This window comes from Rhodopseudomonas parapalustris (assembly GCF_053772255.1).
The window spans coordinates 162,895-182,772 of record NZ_JAMKBZ010000007.1; the positions used below are offsets into that span (position 1 = coordinate 162,895).

Here is a 19,878-nt window from a genome sequence, read left to right on the forward strand (position 1 = left end):
TGCATTTGCGCTCCCTCTCCCCGCTCGCGGGGAGAGGGGTGGGGTGAGGGGGCGTCGCCGCGAGGCCGAGAGGCTCGGCTGCGCTGAAACGCCCCCTCACCCGGCCCGACTTCGCTGCGCTTCGCCGGGCCGACCTCTCCCCGCGTGCGGGGAGAGGTGAAGACGCCGGCTTTGGGCTTACTTTCTCACTTACACCGCACGCTTCATGGCGTCGGCAAGATCGGTCTTCTCCCAGGAGAAGCCGCCGTCGGCGTCCGGGGTGCGGCCGAAATGGCCGTAGGACGAGGTTCGGGCGTAGATCGGCTTGTTGAGGTCGAGGTGGGTGCGGATGCCGCGCGGGGTCAGGTCCATCACCTCGGCCACGATGGTCTCGAGCTTGTCTTCGGAGACCTTTCCGGTGCCGTGGGTGTCGATGTAGATCGACAGCGGCCGCGCCACGCCGATCGCGTAAGCGAGCTGCAGGGTGCACTTGTCGGCGAGACCGGCGGCGACGACGTTCTTGGCGAGGTAGCGCGCCGCATAAGCCGCCGAGCGGTCGACCTTGGTCGGGTCCTTGCCGGAGAACGCACCGCCGCCGTGCGGCGCCGCGCCGCCGTAGGTGTCGACGATGATCTTGCGGCCGGTCAGGCCGGAGTCGCCGTCCGGGCCGCCGATGAAGAACTTGCCGGTCGGGTTGATGTGCCAGATCGTCTTGTCGGTAATCCAGCCGTCGGGCAGCGCCTGACGCACATAGGGCTCCACGCAGTCGCGAACCTGGTTCGAAGTCAGATCCTCGATCAGATGCTGATGCGACACCACGATCTCGCGGACGTATTGCGGCTTGCCGTTCTCGTACTGGATCGTCACCTGGCTCTTGGAGTCGGGCCCGAGAATCTTCTCCTTGCCGGAGTGGCGGGCTTCCGAGATCAGGCGCAGGATTTTGTGCGCGTAGAAGATCGGCGCCGGCATCAAATCGGGGGTCTCGTTGGTGGCGTAGCCGAACATGATGCCCTGGTCGCCGGCGCCCTCTTCCTTGTTGGTGCCGGGTTGCAGCGCGTCGACGCCCTGCGCGATATCGGCCGACTGCGGATGCAGCAGGATCTCGATGTCGCAGGTCTTCCAGTGGAAACCGTCCTGCTCGTAGCCGATGTCCTTGATGGCGGCGCGTACCACGCTCTCGATCTGCTCGTTGGTCACCGAAGCCGGGCCGCGGGTCTCACCGGCGATCACCACCTTGTTGGTCGTCGCCAGCGTCTCGCAGGCGGCGCGGATCGCCCACGGATCGATGCCGGCCTTCGGCCCTTCGCGATAGAACAGATCGACGATCTCGTCGGAGATCCGGTCGCAGACCTTGTCCGGATGCCCTTCCGACACCGACTCACTGGTGAACATATAAGACGCGCGCATCAGTAACCCCTTGTCCGCCGGACGTTCGGCGGTGTTTTGGTGAAAGATAACTATCCTGATAGATGTCAGTCGCGCCGGCGCGAGATGACGTAGGATTCATCGTTGAACCAGAGACCGCTATGCTTGCGCAGAACCTCTCTGGTGGCTTCCAAGTACTGGCCGTCCCGGGTCACTTCCGTGAGCCGGTCGTCCTCGATCTGCGCGACATACACCGCGGCATTCCAGGCGGCAAAGGCGGTCGAATTGCCGATCGGTCCGGTGACCTCATTGGGCAGTGCCTCCATATCATAGCGAAAGATCGAGCGACTATCGGCATAGGCATTGAAGTTCAGGTCTCTACCAGCCGAGCCCAGCTCGTATTTGACCGCGCGCAACAATTCGTGGCGGCTGACCGAGAACGGGTTTTCGTCCGGCCAGATCGCCTGGACGATTTCTAATCCCGGATCGCGACCATGAGAGTGGATTCCGATCAGCCGTCCGCCGGCGCGCAGCGCCCGGGCGAGCGGCGCGATGATCCGCTTGGCCCGAAAGTTGACGGATGATTTCGCCCGGTAGGGCTGCGAGGCGATGATCAGGTCGAAATTCGCCTCGGTCCGGCCGGCGCGCGGGATCACCGCGTCGAGCAGGAAGCGGTGGTCCTCGCGGTACAGCACGATCGCGACCGGGCGCTCATAGACCGGCATCCCGGTGCGCGGGCTGACATTGGCGCGCCAGTTGTCCTGCAGGAACGGCGCCAGCTCGGCGATCTGGGTTTCGAACTCGCCGGACGAAGCCCCGCGTAGCGCCACCTCGTGCCAGATCATCCCGGCGGCGGCGCTCGGCGAGGACGGCGTCAGCCACGGCGCCTCGGCATATTTCATGTTGGTGAATACGAACACCGACGCCGGGTGCTCGAACAGCCGGTCCGGCACTTTCTCCAGCGTCAGCCGCAGATCCTCAAGGCTGAGTTCCTTGCCGGCGATATAGAACGGCATCTGCGGAAACCGCCCATGCATCGCCCGCAGCACCCGCGCGAGCACCGTCCCATCACCGCAGCCGGCATCGAATACCCGCAGTGCCGGAGGCCGCGGGTGGATGTTGGCGAGCTCCAGCGCCACTCGATCCGCCACCACCCGCTTCTCGCCGCAGGTATGGACGAACAACAGGTATTTCTGCCGGTTCTCGAAGAAACGGAAGTTGCTGCGCGGATCCCGCCGCTCCAGCGGCACCACCAGCCCCCGCGGCGGCGGCGCAACGCCCAGCCCAGCAGCAACAAAAGCCTCAATCCGCTCCAACGTATCCAGCGTGATACGTTTACCTTCGCGCAGTCGATGCACCAGCTTGCCATCATTGACCGCACGCCGGCCGAACGTCGTCTCGGCCATCCCGGCCTGACGGCAGTAGTCGGAAATCCGGCTGAGAAGCTGGTCGTTGTTCATGCGGGCGGGTGGGCAGTTTCCGATCGGTCCGGCTTCCTAGCACGCATTTCCCACCGCTGAAAGCGCAACGTTCGGACGGTTGCCATCGATAAATCGGTGCAAAGTCCGGCCAGCAGCCACGCGACTGTCATTGGGAAACAGCAATCGATCTGGTAAGACGCGCGCGAGTCCGGCTGGTCCGGGCGCCTCACGGGACGGATCGAGCCATGCGCATCACGATGATCGGAACGGGTTATGTCGGGCTGGTGTCCGGGGCGTGCTTTGCGGATTTCGGCCACCAAGTGACCTGCGTCGACAAGGACGAGGCCAAGATCGCGGCCCTGCATCGGGGCGAAATTCCCATCTTCGAACCGGGACTTGACGAGCTGGTCGCGGCCAACGTCAAGGCCGGACGGCTCGACTTCACCACCGACCTCACCGCCCCGGTGGGCGAAGCGGATGCGGTGTTCATCGCCGTCGGGACGCCGTCGCGGCGCGGTGACGGCCACGCGGACCTGTCCTATGTGTATGCCGCAGCAAAGGAAATCGCCGCAGCCCTGAAGGGCTTTACGGTCGTCGTGACCAAGTCGACGGTCCCCGTCGGCACTGGCGACGAGGTCGAGCGGCTGATCCGCGAGACCAATCCCACCGCCGACGCGGCGGTCGCTTCAAACCCCGAATTCCTGCGCGAGGGTGCGGCGATCCGCGACTTCAAATTCCCCGACCGCATCGTGATTGGCACGGCCGACGAGCGCGCCCGCAAGGTGATGGGCGAAATCTACCGCCCGCTGTCGCTGAACCAGGGCCCGCTGATGTACACCGCGCGGCGCACCGCCGAGCTGATCAAATACGCAGCGAACGCGTTCCTTGCGACCAAGATCACCTTCATCAACGAGATGGCCGACCTCGCCGAGAAGGTCGGCGCCGACGTCCAGGACGTCGCCCGCGGCATCGGCATGGACAACCGGATCGGCTCGAAATTCCTGCACGCCGGCCCCGGCTTTGGCGGCTCGTGCTTCCCCAAGGACACCCGCGCCTTGGTGAAGATCGGCCTCGATTACGAAGCGCCGTTGCGCATCGTCGAGGCGGTGATGGCGGTCAACGATAACCGCAAGCGCGCAATGGCCCGCAAAGTGTCGGCGGCGCTTGGCGGCAACATGCGCGGCAAGACCGTCGCGGTGCTCGGCCTCACCTTCAAGCCGGACACCGACGACATGCGCGAGGCGCCGTCGATTCCGCTCGTGACCAGCCTGCTCGACATGGGCGCCAAGGTGAAGGCGTTCGATCCCGCCGGCATGGACCACGCCAAGTCGGAGCTGCCGGACATCACTTATTGCGAAGACGCCTACGACTGCGCCAAGGGCGCGGACGCTCTGGTGATCGTCACCGAGTGGGTGCAATTCCGCGCGCTCGACCTGCCGCGGCTGAAAGACGCAATGGCGCAGCCGATCGTGGTCGACCTGCGCAACATCTACCGCCCCGCCGAAATGGCCGAACACGGCTTCAGCTATCATAGCGTCGGCCGCGGCGACGCGTAGTCACGCGCATCAACGCTTCTGAGTGCGCGCCGCTCCCTGCGGCAATGCTGCTCGATCCCCTCCCTGCTCCGATCCGATCGCGCGCCGCGCGCGGTCGTTCTCGCGCGCCTTCGCGCAACACTATTGACCGACCGTTCGGTTAAGCTTTACGATCAGCAGAAAGCATAAGGTGCGATCGGCGCGGTCGGCGTCGTATAAAGCACCAGGATTGGATCAGGCTAAGACGCTCGGAAGAAGCGCGAGCCTGCAACGGAGGAAACGGATTCATGGCTCACTACACGCATGTCCTGCGCAGCGTCGCCGTTGGCGCGACGGCTCTGGCGCTGTCCAGCTTCTCGCTGATGCACGCCGCTTTGGCGGCTTCGACCATCAAGCTCGGCTCGGTGCTGTCGATTACCGGCCCGGCGTCGTTTCTCGGCGATCCCGAGGACAAGACGCTGAAGATGTATGTCGACAAGATCAACGCGGCGGGCGGCGTCGACGGCCAGAAGATCGAACTCGTGGTCTATGACGACGGCGGCGACGCCAACAAGGCGCGCACCTTCGCCACCCGGCTGGTCGAGGACGACAAGGTGGTGGCGATGATCGGCGGCTCGACCACCGGCACCACAATGGCGATGATCCCGGTGTTCGAAGAAGCGCAGATCCCGTTCATCTCGTTTGCCGGTGCTGTCGAGATCATCGATCCAGTGCGCAAATACGTGTTCAAGACCCCGCACACCGACAAGATGGCGTGCGAGAAGATCATCGAGAACATCAAGGCGCGCAAATTCACCAAGGTGGCGATGATCTCGGGCACCGACGGCTTCGGCTCGTCGATGCGCGCGCAGTGCCTCAAGGTCGCGCCGAACTACGGCGTCAGCATCGCGGCCGAAGAAACCTACGGCCCGCGCGACAGCGACATGACGGCGCAGCTCACCAAGATCAAGAATACCGCCGGCGTCGAGGCGGTGGTCAATCCCGGTTTCGGTCAGGGCCCAGCGATCGTCACCCGCAACTATGCGCAGCTCGGCATGTCGTCGACGCCGCTGTATCAGAGCCACGGCGTCGCCTCGAAAAGCTTCATCGAGCTCGCCGGCCCGGCTGCCGAAGGCGTCCGCCTGCCGGCCGCGGCGCTGCTGGTCGCCGACAAACTGCCGGACAACGATCCGCAAAAGAAGGTCGTGACCGACTACAAGAAGACCTACGAAGACGCCACCAAGCAGCCGGTCTCGACCTTCGGCGGCCACGCCTACGACGGCCTCTACATCCTGGTCGATGCGATGAAGCGCGCGAAGTCGACCGATCCGAAGAAGGTCCGCGACGAGATCGAGAAGACCAAGGGCTTCGTCGGCACCGGCGGCATCGTCACCATGTCGCCGACTGACCACCTCGGCCTCGACCTGTCGGCGTTCCGGATGCTCGAAGTCAAGAACGGCGATTGGACGCTGGTCACGCCGGGAAGCTGAGCAAGTCGGGAGTCGTTCCGGGGAGCGAGCACCAGCCCGCGAACCCGGAATCTCGACCTGACAACTTCTAGATTCCGGGTTCGCGCGTTTCACGCGCGCCCCGGAATGACGAGTGTCCTTGGCGATCTGCCACGCGTTCAATCGACCCGAAAGTCACTCCGGCGCCATGTCCGAACTTCTGCAATTCCTGATCTCGGGACTGACCGTCGGTGCGGTGTATGCGCTGGTCGCGCTCGGCTTCACGCTGGTCTATCACGCTGCCGACGTCGTCAATTTCGCCCAGGGCGAATTCGTCATGCTCGGCGGCATGGTCACGGTGTTCGCCTATGCGGCCGGCGTGCCGCTGCCGCTGGCGGCGTTGCTGGCGGTGATCGTCGCGATTGTCGTCGGGCTGTTGCTGTATTGGCTGGCGATCGCGCCGGCGCGCGGCGCTTCGGCGGTGTCGCTGATCATCATCACCATCGGCGCCTCGATCCTGCTGCGCGGCGCGGCGCAGATCGTGTTCGACAAGCAGTTCCATAAGCTGCCGGCATTCTCCGGCGACGCGCCGATCCACCTGCTCGGTGCAGTGATCCAGCCGCAGAGTCTGTGGGTGCTCGGCGGCGCGGCGCTGGTGGTGCTGACTCTGTACTATGTGATGGAGCGGACGCTGATCGGCAAGGCGGTGATCGCGACCGCCGCCAACCGGCTCGCAGCGCGGCTGGTCGGCGTCAACGTCGCCACTGTGATGGCGCTTGCGTTCGGCGGCTCGGCGGCGATCGGCGCCATCGCCGGCATCCTGATCACCCCGATCACGCTGACCAGCTACGACGTCGGCACGCTGCTGGCGCTGAAGGGCTTTGCGGCCGCGATGCTCGGCGGCATGGGCAACCCGCTCGGCGCGGTGATCGGCGGATTGCTGCTCGGACTGCTCGAATCCTTCGGTGCCGGCTACGTATCGTCGACCTACAAGGACGCCATCGCCTTCATCGTCATCCTCGCGGTGCTGTTCGTCGCGCCGCAGGGACTGGTCGGCCGCCGTAAAGTCGAGCGGGTCTGAGTGATGCTGAACCTGCTCGGCCGCCGGTCCGCCATTCTCATCGTGCTCGCTTTTGTGATGGCGGTGCTGCCGCTGCTGTTTCCGTCGAGCTATTACTTCCGCGTCGCCGCGCTGGTCTGGGTGTCGGCGCTGGCGGCAATCGGCCTCAACATTCTGATGGGCAAGGCCGGCCAGGTCAGCCTCGGCCATGCCGGATTCTTCGGCATCGGCGCTTACGCGGTGGCGATCGGGCCGGCGCATTTAGGCCTCAACGCGCTGCTCGCAGTGCTGGTCGGCGCCCTGCTCTCCGCCCTGCTCGCCTTTCTGGTCGGCCGGCCGATCCTGCGGCTGAAGGGGCATTATCTCGCCATCGCCACGCTCGGGCTCGGCGTGCTGGTGGCGATGGTCATCACCACCGAGAGCGGCTGGACCGGCGGTCCTGACGGCATGCCGGTGCCGAATCTCAGCCTGTTCGGCTGGCGCGTCTCCGGCTCGACCACCTGGTACTGGATCACGGCCGGGCTGCTGCTGATCGGCACCTGGTTCGCACTCAACCTCGACGACACCCCCACCGGGCGCGCCTTTCGCGCCCTGCACGACAGCGAGATCGCCGCGCGCACCGCAGGCGTGCATGTCGAGCGCTTCAAGCTACAGGCCTTCGTCATTGCGGCGGTGTACGCCTCGATTGCCGGCTCGGCGCTGGCGATGATGAATGGCTTCGTCAATCCGGATCAGGCCGGCTTCCTGCATTCGGTCGAGCTGGTGACGATGGTGGTGCTCGGCGGGCTCGGCTCGATCGTCGGCAGCATCGTCGGTGCCGCGGTGCTGGTGGTGCTGCCGCAACTGCTCACCGTGTTTCAGGACTACGAGCACTTCCTGCTCGGTCTGATCATCATCGTGTCGATGATCTTCATGCGTGACGGCATGGTGCCGATGCTGGCGAAGCTGACCATGAGGACGCGGCGATGACGCTTCTGAAGGTCAGCGATGTCGGCATCGCGTTCGGCGGGGTCAAGGCGATCGATGGCGTCGGCTTCTCGGTCGCGCCCGGCGAAATCCTGTCGATCATCGGCCCCAACGGCGCCGGCAAGACCACACTGTTCAACGTCGTCTCCGGCATGTACGCCGCAGATCACGGCCGCATCGAGCTGGACGGCCGTGACGTCACCGGCCTGCCGCCGGACGAACTCGCCGCGCGCGGACTGTCGCGCACCTTCCAGAATTTGCAGATCTTCCACCGCATGACCGCCGCCGAGAACGTGATGGTCGGCCGGCATCTGCAGGAGCGCTGCAGCCTGTTCGCCGATCTGCTGCGGCTGCCCTCGGTGACCCGGCAAAACCGCGCCACCCGCGCCGCTGCGCTCACGCTGCTCGATCAGGTCGGCCTGCGCGACGATGCCGACGTCGCGGCCGGCTCCCTGTCATACGGCGCCAGCAAGCGGCTTGAGATCGCCCGCGCGCTCGCCGCCGAGCCGCGGGTGCTGCTGCTCGACGAACCGGCGGCCGGGTGCAATTCGGTCGAGACCGAGGAAATCGACCGCCTGATCTGCCGCGTCGCCGACCAAGGCATCGCGGTGGTGCTGGTTGAACACGACATGAAGCTGGTGATGAAGATCTCGCATTGCATCCTGGTACTCAATCAGGGCCGGATGCTGGTCGAAGGCACGCCCGACGAGGTGCGACATAATCCGCTGGTGGCGGAAGCCTATCTCGGCCGCCACGGCGCGCGGGAGGCGGCGCGTGCTTGAGGTGAAGAACCTGCACAGCGGTTATGGCCGGATCGACGTGCTCAAGGGCATCGGCCTCGAGGTGCGTGCCGGCGAAGTCGTGGCGCTGATCGGCTCCAACGGCGCCGGCAAGACCACGCTGCTGCGAGCGCTGTCCGGCGTGCAGCCGGTGTCCGGCGGCGAAATCCGTTTTCTCGGCCAGCGCATCGACAAGCTGCCGCCGCACAAGCGCGTGGCTCTCGGCATCACGCAATCGCCCGAGGGCCGGCAGATTTTCGGGCCGCTCAGTGTCGCCGACAATCTCCGGCTCGGTGCTTACTTGCGCAAGGACGACGGCATCGAGACCGACCGCGAGCGCGTCTATGCGATGTTTCCGATCCTGAAGGACAAGCGCGACCAGCAGGCCAGCGGCCTGTCCGGAGGCCAGCAGCAGATGCTGGCGATCGGCCGGGCGCTGATGGGCAAACCCAAACTGCTATTGCTGGACGAGCCCTCGCTCGGGCTGTCGCCGATCCTGGTCGACCAGATCCTCGACGCCGTGACGGCGATGCGCAGAAGCGGCATCACCATCCTGCTGGTCGAACAGAACGCCGCCGCCGCGCTCGAAATCGCCGACCGCGGCTACGTGATCGAAACCGGCCGCATCGTGCACACAGGGCCGGCCGCAGAACTGCTCACCGATCCGAAGGTGAAGGCTGCGTATCTGGGGATCGATTGAAGGCGATCGATCAGGGACGCCCTCATTCCACCCCACACCGTCATTCCGGGGCGCGAGCACTAGCTCGCGAACCCCGGAATCCCGCGGTTGTGGTGCACCCGGCGTCGCTTCAATATCTCCAGATTCCGGGTCCGCTCGCTTCGCGAGCGCCCCGGAATGACGGGGCTCGTTCGAAACGCAATGGCCGGGACGAGCCCGGCCATCACGCAGGTCCAAGGTCGGAACGGCCGCTACTTCCCCCAGACGTCCCAAGCGACTTCCACCGCGAGGCGCAGCTTGTCCCACTGCTCCTGCTCGGACAGGATATTGCCCTCTTCGGTCGAGGCGAAGCCGCACTGCGGCGACAACGCGAGCTGTTCCAGTGGGGCGAATTTCGACGCCTCTTCGAGCCGGCGCTTGATCGCGTCCTTGCTCTCCAGCTCGCCGAACTTCGAGGTGATGACGCCGACCACCACGACCTTGTTGCCCTTGGGCAGGAAGCGTAGCGGCTCGAAGCCGCCGGCGCGCTCGGAATCGTATTCCAGGAAGTAGCCGTCGTAATTGATGCCGGCGAGCAGCGTCTCGGCCACCGGCTCGTAGCCGCCCGACGAGATCCAGGTCGAGCGGAAATTGCCGCGGCAGACGTGGGTGGTGATCACCATGTCGGACGGACGGTCGGCGATCGCGTAGTTGATCACACGCGCATAGATCTGCTGCAGATTGTCCGGATCGTCACCGCGGGCGCGCGCCTTCTGCAATTCGTCCTGCGAACACAGATAGGCCCACACCGTATCGTCGAACTGCAGATAGCGGCAGCCGGCGTCGTAGAACGCCTTCACCGCCTTGCGATAGGTCTTGGCCAGATCCTCGAAGAAACCGTCGAGATCCGGATAGACCTCGCTGGAGATCGCCTTGCGGCCACCGCGGAAGTGCAGCACCGCCGGCGACGGAATCGTCATCTTCGGCGTCACATGCGCGATCTCGGCGTGCTTCTTCAAGAAGCGGAAGTGGTCGAGCATCGGATGATCGTCGGGGAAGTCGAGCTTGCCGACGACGCGGATCGAGTCGTTACGGGTCTGGACGCCGGCGAACTGAATGCCAGTTTCGGGATGATACAGCTCGGCGCCGGTCAGATGGCTGAGGAAGTCGAAGTGCCACCAGGAGCGGCGGAACTCGCCGTCGGTCGCGAGCTTCAGCCCGATCGCCGACTGCTTGTGGACGACCTTCTCGATCTCGATGTCTTCGATCTCGCGCAGATTGGCGGCGGTGATCTCGCCCTTCTCCAGCTTGGCGCGGGCTTCCTTGATCTTCTGCGGTCGCAGCAGGCTGCCGACCTCGTCGGCGCGGAACGGTGGCTTTGTTCTCTGCATCATTTACTCCCCAAGGTCAGCTCTTGGCTCCGCCGGAAACACCCAGATAGCGCTCCAGCGTCGCAGCATCGTCCTTTAGCGCTGCGCTCGCCGCATCATGCACGATCGAGCCGCGCTCCAATATCACAACCCGATCGGCGAGCTGGAGGATTTTTCGCGCGTTCTGCTCGACGATGATCGAGCAAATGCCGCCGGATCGGGTGATGGTCCCGAGCGCGGTTAGCAATTCGTCAACGATGATCGGCGCCAGCCCCTCGGTCGGCTCGTCGAGCAGCAGCACCTTGGGATTGAGCGTCAGCGCACGGCCGATCGCCAACATCTGCTGTTCGCCGCCGGAAAGCTGGTTGCCGAAATTGCTGCGGCGCTCCTCCAGCCGCGAAAACATCTCGTAAACCCGCGCCACCGTCCACGGCCCTGGCTGCGCCACGGCAGTGAGATTCTCTTCGACGGTCAGCGACTTGAAGATGTTGCGCTCCTGCGGCACCCAGCCGATCCCGGCACGCGCCCGCTGATCGGGGCGCAGCGCGGTAACGTCGATGCCGCCGACCGCGATGGTGCCAGAGAAGCGGCGGGTGACGCCAACGATCGAATTGATCAGCGTCGTCTTGCCGGTACCATTGCGGCCGAGCAGCGCCAGCACTTCGCCCTCGGCGAGGCGCAGCGACATCGACGGCAGCACCACCGCTTCGCCGTAGCCGGCGCGGAGCTTGTCGATGGTCAGAAGATCAGACATTGACACGCTCAAACATGGGCATCCTCGCCGAGATACACCGCCTTCACTTGCGGATCGCGCGCGACCTCCTCGGGCGTGCCTTCGGTCAGCAGCGCGCCCGAAACCAGCACCGAGATCCGGTCGGCGAACGAAAACACCAGGTCCATGTCGTGTTCGATCAGCAGCACCGTCACCTCGCGCGGCAGGCCGGCGACCGCGGCGAGAATGTCATGGCGCTCGCTCTCCGGCACGCCGGCGGCAGGCTCGTCCAGCAGCAGCACCCGCGGCTTGGTGGCGATCGCCACCGCGATTTCCAGCAGGCGCTGCTTGCCATAGGGGAGCGTGCCTGTCGGCTCGTTCATCACGTCGAGCAGCTTGAAGCGCTCGAGATTCTCGGCGATCTCGCCGTTGATATCGGCGCGGGTGCCCATCCGCCGCCACCAGTCGCTGCCGTGACCGGAGCGCTCCGACACCGCGAGACCAATCGTCTCGAGCGGCGTCAGATCGGCATAGAGCTGGTTGATCTGGAAGGTGCGCGACAGCCCGCGCAGCACCCTTTTGTGCACCGGCATGTGGGTGATGTCGTGGCCTTCGAGCAGGATGCGGCCGCCGTTCGGCTTGAGCACCCCGGTGAGCTGATTGATCACCGTGGTCTTGCCGGCGCCGTTAGGGCCGATCAGGGCATGGCGTGCCCCGGCTTCGACATTGAGCGACAGATCGCGCGTGACGGCGAGACCGCCGAAGTGCTTTTCGAGGCCAATCGTTTGTAGCGCCAGAGTCATTCCGCGCCTCCCGCCGAGGGCGTGCTGCCCCGCACCGCACGCGCGATGCTGCGCGGCAGGAACAGTACCCAGCGATGCAGCCGCTCGCGGCCGATCATCACGATCACCACAAGCACCAGCCCGATCCAGAACAGCCAATATTGCGGCGTCAGGATCGAGAACGTCTCCTGCAGCAGCTTGAACACCACAGCGCCGATCAGTCCGCCGTACAGATAGCCGGTGCCGCCGAGCACCAGCACCAGGATCAGATCGGCCGAACGCTCGAACGAAAATACGTCGAGCGAGGCGAGCTGGGTGGTCTGGGTGAACAGCGCGCCGGCGATGCCGGCATAGAACGCCGCGAAGGTGTAGATCGCGACCAGTCGGGCGTTGACCGGGATGCCCACCGCCGAGGCACGCAGCGGATTGTTGCGGATCGCGCGCAAGCTCAGGCCGAACGGCGAGTGCACCACCCGCCGCGCCAGCAGGAACAGCACGAACAGCACCGCGAGGGTGTACCAGAACCCGACCTTGCCGAAGAGGTCGAACTCGAACATGCCGAGCAGCGGCTGCATTACGATGCCCTGTAGGCCGTCGGTGCCGCCGGTGATGTCGGAGAACCGTTCGGCCAACGCCTCAAGCAGCAGCGCGATGCCGAGCGTCACCATCAACCGGGTGAGATCGACGCCGCGGATGACGAGGAAGCTGGTGGCAAAGCCGAGCACCGCGGCGGCGAGGCCGGCGACCAGCAGCGCCAGCACCGGCTCGCCGACGATGCCGTGCAGCGCCAGGAGACCGGCGCCATAGGCGCCGACGCCGAAGAATGCGGCATGGCCGAGCGAGACGATGCCGGCATAGCCGAGGATCAGATCCAGCGACAGCGCGAACAGGCCGAGCCGCACGATCTCGGTCATGATCAGATAGCGCGACGGAAACAGCAGGCCGCAGCCGATCAGCACGGCCCAGAACGCGAATTCGGCCCAGTGCCAGCGCGCGCTGCGGCGGGCATGGAAGCCGACGATTTCGGGAGGGGGCGACATGGTCATCAGCGTGCCGCGGCGCGGCCGAACAGGCCGTTGGGACGCCAGATCAGGATCACGATCATGATGGTGTAGATCACGAAAGGCCCGAGCTTGGGCAGATAGTATTTGCCGGCGACATCGCCGATGCCGAGCAGCAGCGAGGCGAGGAACGGCCCGGTGATCGACGACGAGCCGCCGACGGTGACGACGATCAGGAAGTAGATCATGAACTTCAGCGGGAAATACGGATCGAGTCCGAGGATCTCGGCGCTCAGCGCGCCGCCGAAGCCCGCCAGCCCGCAGCCGAACGCGAAGGTCAACGCGAACACCTGCGGCACGTTGATGCCGAGACCGCTCGCGACGCGCGGATTGTCGACTGCGGCGCGCAGCCGGCTGCCGAACCGGGTCTTGGCCAGAGTCAATTGCAGCCCGATCGTCAGCAGGCCACAAATCACGATGATCATCAGCCGGTAGCGACCGATGCCGACGCCGAACAGATCAATCTGCCCTTGCAGCGCCTCCGGCAACTGCATGAAGACGCGCGACGAACCCATGATGTAGTCGACGGCGGCGACCGACATGAACACCAGCCCGACGCTGAACAGCACCTGATCGAGGTGGGAGCGCGCATACAGATGCCGATACAGCAGCCGCTCCAGCACCGCACCGATCGCGGCGCTGGCGAGGAAGGCGAGCGGCAGCGCCGCGAGAAACGGCCAGCCGGCCTGGTTGACCAGCACGGCGCAGACATAGCCGCCGGCCATCGCGAACGCGCCATGGGCGAGGTTGACGAAGTTCATCAGCCCGAGCGTCACCGCCAGCCCGCACGCGAGCACGAACAGCAGCATGCCATAGGCGACACCGTCGAAAAGGATGGTGAGCAGGGTCATGGGCTCGCAATCACTTCGCTGTCGTCATTCCGGGGCGCTCGCGCCAGCGAGCGAACCCGGAATCCAGAGGTTATTGAGCGAGATTCCGGGCTCGCGCTACGCGCGCCCCGAAATGACGAAAGCCAAATCGGAGCGCGCAGTCGCTTACTTCTTCGTCTTGCCCGGGTCCTTGACCGCGTCGACCTTGTCGAACTCGACGTTGTAGAGCTCGCCGTCGACCTTCTCGACCTTGCGGATATAGACGTTCTGGACGATGTCGCGGGTTTCCGGGTCGATCGAGATCGGCCCGCGCGGGCTTTCCCAGGCCATGCCCTTCATCGCCGCGATCAATGAATCGCCATCGGCCTTGCCGCCGGTCTTCTTCAGCGCTTCGTAGATCAGGCGAATGCCGTCGTAGCCGCCGACCGCCATGAAGCCCGGCCGCTGGCCGTAGTCTTTCTTGTAGGCTTCGACGAACGCTTTGTTCTTCTCCGACGGATGCGCCGCCGAATAGATGTGCGCGGTGACGACGCCGATCGCGGCATCGCCCATGCTATTGAGCAGGTCGTCATCCATCACGTCGCCGGGGCCGATCACCTTGATGCCCGACTTGTCGAGGCCGCGCTCGGCGAACTGCTTCATGAAGTTGCCGCCCTGCCCGGCCGGCACGAACACGAACATCGCGTCCGGCTTGGCGTCCTTGGCGCGCTGCAGGAACGGGGCGAAGTCCGGATTCGCCAGCGGCACCTTGACCTCTTCGACAATCTGGCCGCCGCCGGCGGTGAAGTGCTCCTTGAACGCCTTCAGCGCGTCGTTGCCGGGCGCGTAGTCGGAGGTCAGCGTCACCACCTTCTTGATGCCGTTCTTCGCCGCCCAGTCGCCGATCACGGTCGAGGATTGCGGCAGCGTGAAAGAGGTGCGGACGATGTAAGGCGAGCGCTCGGTGATGATCGAGGTGCCGGCCGCCATCACCACTTCGGGCACCTTGGCCTGGGTCGCCAGCGGCGCCGCCGCCAGCGCGGCCGGGGTGATGCCGAATCCGGCGATGATGTTGACCTTGTCGTTGACGATCAATTCCTGCGCGAGCCGCTTGGTGTTGTCCGGCACCGCGGCGTCGTCCTTCAGGATCACTTCGATCTTCTTGCCGGCGACGGTGTCGCCGTGCTGCTTCATGTACAGCTTGACGGCGTTGTCGATCTGTTTGCCGGTCGAGGCCTGGCCGCTGGTCATCGGCACGATCAGGCCGATCTTCACGGTGTCCTCGGCATGCGCCACCGCGATCGGCGCGGCGCCTGCCAGAGCGATGCAGGCGGCCTGCAACAGCGTTCGTCTGCCTATCCGCATGGATGCTTCCTTTTCCTCTGAGTTTTGTTTCTCGCCTCTTTTTCGAGGCTTTATCCGTCCACCATAACCGACATCGCGCAGCGCTGTCCCCTCACGCCTTATCATTGCCACGGAAACTGAAATGATGGCGCAATAACAGGTATGCCGCCAACAGATAGCAGGCGGCGGTTTGGTGCGATCGCGGGGACGCGGTAAACAGCAGCGCCGGCTCCTTACGGCCGGCGACGAACGAGGCCGATGTGTCGATAAAATTTGGGTGGGTTGGTGGACTGCGGGCCGCGTGCGCCGTGATGATGCTGTGCGGGCTGACGGGCTGCGGCAGCATCAACAGCGCGCTGACCGTAGGCATGGCAGATTATGTGCCGCAGTGGGCGGGCGGGCTGCCGCCGGACGCGCCACCACGCCCTGGTACCGCCAAGTACGAAGCCTATATGCAGGAGCAGGAACGGCTCCGGAAAATGCCGGCGGCCGAGCGGGAAAAGCTCGAAGCGGCCAAGGCCGCTGAATCCGGTCACCCGGCGCCAAGCGCGACCGCCCGGTAGGACGAACGCCAGCGGTCGTCCTCTCCTCCCGCCTCTCGGAGTCTGGACACCATGCGCTGGTTCTTCGGCGGCCTCGCCGCGCTCGTCATTCTGCTCGGAATCTATCTCGGCTCTGCGTTCGTGTCGCTCGGCGGCCTCGCCGATGCGGTGCGGCGCGGCGATGGCGCCGCGGTGATCGCCCGCACCGACGTCAAATCGCTGACGCAGTCCTTGGCCGACCAGATCGTCGCGGCCTATCTCGACCGGATCGGACAGACCCGTGAGGTGCGCGCCACGGAACGCATGCTGGTGCGCGCCGCCGGCCTCGGTCTCGCCAATGCGATGATCGCCAAGATGCTGACGCCCGATAACCTGACGAAGCTGCTCAAGACCGGCAAGCTCCAGGGCGTCCAGGATCTGCCGCCGATCATCGGCCTGCCGCAGCTCGGCGCCATCGATACGAAGAACGTGCTGGCGACGCTCGACCGGTTCCGCTTCGTCGAGCCGGTCGAATTCGCGGTCCGGATCAGCGACACCAGCGAGGCCGAAGCCTACAGCGAAATCAGGCTGCACTTCGCCGGCTCGGGCTGGAAGCTCGCCGGACTGGTGCTGCCGAACCGCGTCGCCCGCGAGCTCGCGGCCACGCTGCCGGTGAAATAGGCCTCAGTCGGTGAACACCACCGTCTTGCGGCCGTTGAGGATCACCCGGTCATCGAGGTGATAATGCAGCGCCCGGGACAGCACCCGCCGCTCGATGTCGCGGCCCTTGCGCACCAGATCCGCCGGAGTGTCGCGGTGGCTGATGCGTTCGACGTCCTGATCGATGATCGGCCCTTCGTCGAGCGCGCTGGTGACGTAATGGGCGGTGGCGCCGATCAACTTGACGCCGCGATCGAACGCCTGGTGGTACGGCTTCGCACCCTTGAAGCCCGGCAGGAACGAGTGGTGAATGTTGATGCAGCGGCCGGCCAGCCGCGCCGACATCTCGTCCGACAGGATCTGCATGTAGCGCGCCAGCACCACCAGATCGGTGTGGGTCTGCGCGATCAGCGCCGTGATCGCCGCCTCCTGCTGCCGCCGTGTGTCCTTGTTCACCGGGAAATGGTAGAATGGGATCTCGCCGAAATCGAAGCCGCTGAAGGTCTCGCGCGGGTGGTTTGAGACGATCGCGGTCGGGATCATGTGCAGGTCTCCGACCCGCCAGCGATACAGAATGTCCGCCAGGCAATGGTCGGACTGCGACACCAGCAGCATCACCTTGCGCCGGGTTTCGCGGTCTCGCATGTGCCAGCCCATCGTGAACTTCGCCGCGATCACGCCGAAACCGGTCCGGAGCGCCGCCAGCGGAATCACCTTCTCGGCGGCGTTGAACACCACCCGCATGAAGAAGTGGCCGCTCTCGGTATCGTTGTATTGCTGCGCGTCCAGGATGTTCTGCCCGTTATCGAACAGGAACGTGCTCACGGCGGAAACGATGCCGGCGCGATCCGGACAGGACAGGGTCAGAACGTATTGATGATGGGGCATGGCGATCTTGGTAGCAGCGCCGTGGGCGCTGGAACTCGTTGCGGTGCCCTGCTGTAGCACCGCCGCATCGCTTGCGCCAATCCCGCTGGCCGGCGCAAGATGCTTCGACAAAGGGCGAAGGACGAGCAATTCAATGGCCGGACGGCTCCAAGGCACCCGTATTCTGATCCTGGAGACCCGCGAAGAGGCCCAATTCGCCCGGCTGCTGGCCGACCAGGGCGCCGATGTCCTGCAATGCCCGATGTTCCAGATCTGCGACGCGCCGGACCCGGCGCCGGTCTCGGCCTGGATCGACCGGCTCACCTCCGAGCCGTTCGACGACCTGGTGCTGCTCACCGGCGAGGGGCTGCGGCGGCTGACAAAGCTCGCTCGCGCCACCGGCCGGGAACAGGCCTTCATAAGCGCTGTCGGCCGAACGCGGACTTTCATCCGAGGGCCGAAGCCCGGCCGGGCCTTGCGCGAGATCGGCCTCGAACCGCAGGTGACCGCCGACGCGCCGACTTCGGAAGGCGTCGCCGCAACGCTGAAACGTTATGAGCTCGCCGGCCGTCGCGTCGGCGTGCAGCTCTATCCCGAACGCGATCACGCCGGACTGCTCGACGCGATTGCGGACCAAGGCGCGACAGTCGATGCGGTGCTGCCTTATGCCTACGACGCCCGTGCCGCCGAGGATACGGTGGTGACAGCGATCGACGAAATGGCGCAGGGCCGCGTCGATGCGCTGGCGCTGACGAGTTCCGGGCAGGTGCGCAGATTGTTCGATGTCGCCAAGGCGCACCATTGCGAGGAGCGCTTGCGCGAAGCGCTGCGCCTCACGCCGATCGCCTCTGTGGGGCCGGTGGTGAGCGAGGAACTCGCTGCACGCGGCTTCACGCCCGCCATCACCCCCGCCAACGAGGCGTTCTTCATGAAGCCGCTGATCAGCGCGATGATCGTCGCGCTCGGCAGTCGCCGCAAGGATGGTGCCGAGGCTCGATGATGTGCGTCCCGTTGCCGGACCGCAGCGCCTCGACATTAGGCATTTCCATTAAGCGGAATTTGAGGAAAGAGCTTTGTCCATCTTTTGGACGGCACGGCGTGATCCTCGGCAACGAGCTACCGATCACACGTCGCTCCGCTTTTTGTCACTCACAACATTCTACTTATTTCCACTTACCATCAGACGGCGGTTGAAACGCATGACTGATCTGCGCTAACACCAAGCCAACGATCAAACGAACAAAGTTTCAGGGAGGACTGATATATGCGGAAAACTCTGCTCGCGGCCGTTGCCATCGCACTGCCGATGCTCGGCTCAGTGGCGGTCGCGCAAGAGACCGTCAAGCTCGGCTACATCGATCCTTTGTCCGGTGGTGGTGCCAGCGTCGGCGAAGGCGGCCTGAAGACGTTCCAGTATCTGGCCGACGAGCTCAACGCCAAGGGCGGCATCCTCGGCAAGAAGGTCGAGATCGTCCCGCTCGACAACAAGACCAATCCGCAGGAAAGCCTGATTCAGGCGCAGAAGGCGATCGACGCCGGCGTGCGCTACGTCACCCAGGGCAACGGTTCCTCGGTCGCGGGCGCGCTGTCGGACTTCCTCACCAAATACAACGAGCGCAATCCCGGCAAGGAAGTGCTCTACTTCAACTATGCCGCGGTCGATCCGGTGCTCACCAACGACAAGTGCAGCTTCTGGCACTTCCGCTGGGACGCGAACTCCGACATCAAGATGGAGGCGCTGACCAACTATATGAAGGACACGCCTGCGATCAAGAAAGTGTACCTGATCAATCAGGACTACTCTTTCGGTCAGTCGGTGCGTTCGACCGCGCGGGCGATGCTGGCGAAGAAGCGCCCGGACATTCAGATCGTCGGCGACGAGCTGCATCCGCTGCTGAAAATCACCGACTTCGCGCCCTATATCGCCAAGATCAAGGCGTCCGGCGCCGACTCGGTGGTGACCGGCAACTGGGGTCAGGACATCGCGCTGCTGCTGAAGGCTGCCGCCGACGCCGGCCTCAAGGTCAACTGGTACACCTATTATGCCGGCGGCGCCGGCGGCCCGACCGCGATCAAGCAGGCCGGCCTCGACCACAAGGTGTTCCAGATCACCGAAGGCTTCGCCAACGTCGACCACAAGGCGTCCCAGGATTACGAGAAGGCGTTCCGGGCCAAGGTCGGCCTGAGCCTTTGGTATCCGCGCGCCGTCAACGAAATGCGGATGTTCGCTGCAGCCGCCGAGAAGGCCAAGTCGCTCGACCCGGTGAAGGTCGGCAAGGCGCTCGAGGGCATGAAGTTCGAGGTGCTGGACGGCGGTGAGGGCTTCATGCGCGCCGAAGACCACCAGTTCTTCCAGCCGATCTACATTTCCTCGTTCGGCGAGATCAAGCCGGGCCAGTTCGACGAAGAGAACACCGGCTGGGGCTGGACTCAGGTCGCCAAGGTCGACACCCAGCAGACCATCGTGCCGACCACCTGCAAGATGGACCGGCCGTAAAGCCTCCGCACCCATGATGCCCGGCCTCGTGCCGGGCATCCACGTCTCCAGTGAATACCCAACGA

The 19,878-nt window shown here is 64.9% G+C and carries 19 protein-coding genes; 10 read left to right on the plus strand and 9 right to left on the minus strand.

Annotation, left to right across the window (positions count from 1 at the left end):
* Positions 1 to 189 precede the first annotated feature (189 nt).
* On the minus strand, positions 190 to 1,386 hold the full coding sequence (gene metK / locus M9H71_RS09015) for a methionine adenosyltransferase (RefSeq protein ID WP_455404704.1): 1,197 nt from the start codon (positions 1,384 to 1,386) through the stop codon (positions 190 to 192).
* A gap of 65 nt (positions 1,387 to 1,451) precedes the next feature.
* Positions 1,452 to 2,804 (minus strand): hypothetical protein, encoded by a 1,353-nt coding sequence (locus M9H71_RS09020; RefSeq protein ID WP_164603432.1) that lies wholly within the window; start codon positions 2,802 to 2,804, stop codon positions 1,452 to 1,454.
* A 206-nt stretch (positions 2,805 to 3,010) separates the two neighbouring features.
* Between M9H71_RS09020 and M9H71_RS09025 the strand changes: the two genes are divergently transcribed.
* From M9H71_RS09025 to M9H71_RS09050, 6 genes are all read left to right on the plus strand, one after another.
* Entirely contained in the window at positions 3,011 to 4,321 is a 1,311-nt protein-coding gene (locus M9H71_RS09025; protein WP_455404705.1) for a UDP-glucose dehydrogenase family protein, read from the plus strand.
* Positions 4,322 to 4,587: 266 nt separating this feature from the next.
* The gene (locus M9H71_RS09030; protein WP_455404706.1) at positions 4,588 to 5,769 is read left to right on the plus strand and encodes an ABC transporter substrate-binding protein; all 1,182 of its coding nucleotides are present in this window, start codon (positions 4,588 to 4,590) and stop codon (positions 5,767 to 5,769) included.
* Positions 5,770 to 5,935: 166 nt separating this feature from the next.
* A complete protein-coding gene (locus tag M9H71_RS09035) occupies positions 5,936 to 6,808 on the plus strand; it encodes a branched-chain amino acid ABC transporter permease (RefSeq protein ID WP_455404707.1) in 873 nt (290 codons plus the stop codon).
* Positions 6,809 to 6,811: 3 nt separating this feature from the next.
* Positions 6,812 to 7,756, plus strand: a complete 945-nt coding sequence (locus M9H71_RS09040) for a branched-chain amino acid ABC transporter permease (RefSeq protein WP_455404708.1) — start codon at positions 6,812 to 6,814, stop codon at positions 7,754 to 7,756.
* Entirely contained in the window at positions 7,753 to 8,535 is a 783-nt protein-coding gene (locus tag M9H71_RS09045; protein WP_455404709.1) for an ABC transporter ATP-binding protein, read from the plus strand. Before M9H71_RS09040 ends, M9H71_RS09045 begins: the two co-directional genes overlap by 4 nt.
* A complete protein-coding gene (locus tag M9H71_RS09050) occupies positions 8,528 to 9,232 on the plus strand; it encodes an ABC transporter ATP-binding protein (protein WP_455404710.1) in 705 nt (234 codons plus the stop codon). The genes M9H71_RS09045 and M9H71_RS09050 overlap by 8 nt, the downstream gene beginning before the upstream one ends.
* A 230-nt stretch (positions 9,233 to 9,462) precedes the next feature.
* Here the strand turns inward: M9H71_RS09050 and M9H71_RS09055 are convergent, their stop codons facing one another.
* From M9H71_RS09055 to M9H71_RS09080, 6 genes are all read right to left on the minus strand, one after another.
* Positions 9,463 to 10,581 carry a cobalamin-independent methionine synthase II family protein gene (locus M9H71_RS09055; RefSeq protein WP_455404711.1) on the minus strand — a complete coding sequence of 373 codons (1,119 nt, stop codon included), beginning with the start codon at positions 10,579 to 10,581 and terminating at the stop codon, positions 9,463 to 9,465.
* Between the two features lie 16 nt (positions 10,582 to 10,597).
* Positions 10,598 to 11,314 (minus strand): ABC transporter ATP-binding protein, encoded by a 717-nt coding sequence (locus tag M9H71_RS09060; RefSeq protein ID WP_455404712.1) that lies wholly within the window; start codon positions 11,312 to 11,314, stop codon positions 10,598 to 10,600.
* A gap of 8 nt (positions 11,315 to 11,322) precedes the next feature.
* Positions 11,323 to 12,075, minus strand: a complete 753-nt coding sequence (locus M9H71_RS09065) for an ABC transporter ATP-binding protein (RefSeq protein ID WP_455404713.1) — start codon at positions 12,073 to 12,075, stop codon at positions 11,323 to 11,325.
* Complete coding sequence (locus M9H71_RS09070) at positions 12,072 to 13,100, minus strand: branched-chain amino acid ABC transporter permease (protein WP_455404714.1); 1,029 nt, start codon at positions 13,098 to 13,100, stop codon at positions 12,072 to 12,074. Before M9H71_RS09070 ends, M9H71_RS09065 begins: the two co-directional genes overlap by 4 nt.
* Positions 13,100 to 13,966: a branched-chain amino acid ABC transporter permease gene (locus M9H71_RS09075; protein ID WP_455404715.1), complete on the minus strand. Its 867-nt coding sequence runs from the start codon at positions 13,964 to 13,966 to the stop codon at positions 13,100 to 13,102. Before M9H71_RS09075 ends, M9H71_RS09070 begins: the two co-directional genes overlap by 1 nt.
* A 144-nt stretch (positions 13,967 to 14,110) precedes the next feature.
* Entirely contained in the window at positions 14,111 to 15,289 is a 1,179-nt protein-coding gene (locus M9H71_RS09080; RefSeq protein ID WP_455404716.1) for an ABC transporter substrate-binding protein, read from the minus strand.
* A 290-nt stretch (positions 15,290 to 15,579) separates the two neighbouring features.
* On the opposite strand from M9H71_RS09080, the gene M9H71_RS09085 reads away from it, so the two are divergent.
* On the plus strand, positions 15,580 to 15,831 hold the full coding sequence (locus M9H71_RS09085) for a hypothetical protein (RefSeq protein ID WP_455404738.1): 252 nt from the start codon (positions 15,580 to 15,582) through the stop codon (positions 15,829 to 15,831).
* A gap of 51 nt (positions 15,832 to 15,882) precedes the next feature.
* Positions 15,883 to 16,470, plus strand: a complete 588-nt coding sequence (locus M9H71_RS09090) for a DUF2939 domain-containing protein (RefSeq protein ID WP_455404717.1) — start codon at positions 15,883 to 15,885, stop codon at positions 16,468 to 16,470.
* Between the two features lie 3 nt (positions 16,471 to 16,473).
* On the opposite strand, the gene purU is transcribed toward M9H71_RS09090, so the two are convergent.
* Complete coding sequence (gene purU / locus M9H71_RS09095; protein WP_455404718.1) at positions 16,474 to 17,337, minus strand: formyltetrahydrofolate deformylase; 864 nt, start codon at positions 17,335 to 17,337, stop codon at positions 16,474 to 16,476.
* Positions 17,338 to 17,470: 133 nt separating this feature from the next.
* On the opposite strand from purU, the gene M9H71_RS09100 reads away from it, so the two are divergent.
* On the plus strand, positions 17,471 to 18,316 hold the full coding sequence (locus M9H71_RS09100) for a uroporphyrinogen-III synthase (protein WP_455404719.1): 846 nt from the start codon (positions 17,471 to 17,473) through the stop codon (positions 18,314 to 18,316).
* 264 nt (positions 18,317 to 18,580) lie between these two features.
* Entirely contained in the window at positions 18,581 to 19,813 is a 1,233-nt protein-coding gene (locus M9H71_RS09105; RefSeq protein WP_455404720.1) for a branched-chain amino acid ABC transporter substrate-binding protein, read from the plus strand.
* Positions 19,814 to 19,878: the final 65 nt, after the last annotated feature.

Excerpts from the sequence above, each read along its gene's own strand:
- metK (WP_455404704.1), bottom strand. The coding sequence starts at position 1,386 with ATGCGCGCGTCTTATATGTTCACCAGTGAGTCGGTGTCGGAAGGGCAT.
- M9H71_RS09020 (WP_164603432.1), bottom strand. The coding sequence starts at position 2,804 with ATGAACAACGACCAGCTTCTCAGCCGGATTTCCGACTACTGCCGTCAG.
- M9H71_RS09025 (WP_455404705.1), top strand. The coding sequence starts at position 3,011 with ATGCGCATCACGATGATCGGAACGGGTTATGTCGGGCTGGTGTCCGGG.
- M9H71_RS09030 (WP_455404706.1), top strand. The coding sequence starts at position 4,588 with ATGGCTCACTACACGCATGTCCTGCGCAGCGTCGCCGTTGGCGCGACG.
- M9H71_RS09035 (WP_455404707.1), top strand. The coding sequence starts at position 5,936 with ATGTCCGAACTTCTGCAATTCCTGATCTCGGGACTGACCGTCGGTGCG.
- M9H71_RS09040 (WP_455404708.1), top strand. The coding sequence starts at position 6,812 with ATGCTGAACCTGCTCGGCCGCCGGTCCGCCATTCTCATCGTGCTCGCT.
- M9H71_RS09045 (WP_455404709.1), top strand. The coding sequence starts at position 7,753 with ATGACGCTTCTGAAGGTCAGCGATGTCGGCATCGCGTTCGGCGGGGTC.
- M9H71_RS09055 (WP_455404711.1), bottom strand. The coding sequence starts at position 10,581 with ATGCAGAGAACAAAGCCACCGTTCCGCGCCGACGAGGTCGGCAGCCTG.
- M9H71_RS09060 (WP_455404712.1), bottom strand. The coding sequence starts at position 11,314 with ATGTCTGATCTTCTGACCATCGACAAGCTCCGCGCCGGCTACGGCGAA.
- M9H71_RS09065 (WP_455404713.1), bottom strand. The coding sequence starts at position 12,075 with ATGACTCTGGCGCTACAAACGATTGGCCTCGAAAAGCACTTCGGCGGT.
- M9H71_RS09070 (WP_455404714.1), bottom strand. The coding sequence starts at position 13,100 with ATGACCATGTCGCCCCCTCCCGAAATCGTCGGCTTCCATGCCCGCCGC.
- M9H71_RS09075 (WP_455404715.1), bottom strand. The coding sequence starts at position 13,966 with ATGACCCTGCTCACCATCCTTTTCGACGGTGTCGCCTATGGCATGCTG.
- M9H71_RS09080 (WP_455404716.1), bottom strand. The coding sequence starts at position 15,289 with ATGCGGATAGGCAGACGAACGCTGTTGCAGGCCGCCTGCATCGCTCTG.
- M9H71_RS09085 (WP_455404738.1), top strand. The coding sequence starts at position 15,580 with ATGATGCTGTGCGGGCTGACGGGCTGCGGCAGCATCAACAGCGCGCTG.
- M9H71_RS09090 (WP_455404717.1), top strand. The coding sequence starts at position 15,883 with ATGCGCTGGTTCTTCGGCGGCCTCGCCGCGCTCGTCATTCTGCTCGGA.
- purU (WP_455404718.1), bottom strand. The coding sequence starts at position 17,337 with ATGCCCCATCATCAATACGTTCTGACCCTGTCCTGTCCGGATCGCGCC.
- M9H71_RS09100 (WP_455404719.1), top strand. The coding sequence starts at position 17,471 with ATGGCCGGACGGCTCCAAGGCACCCGTATTCTGATCCTGGAGACCCGC.
- M9H71_RS09105 (WP_455404720.1), top strand. The coding sequence starts at position 18,581 with ATGCGGAAAACTCTGCTCGCGGCCGTTGCCATCGCACTGCCGATGCTC.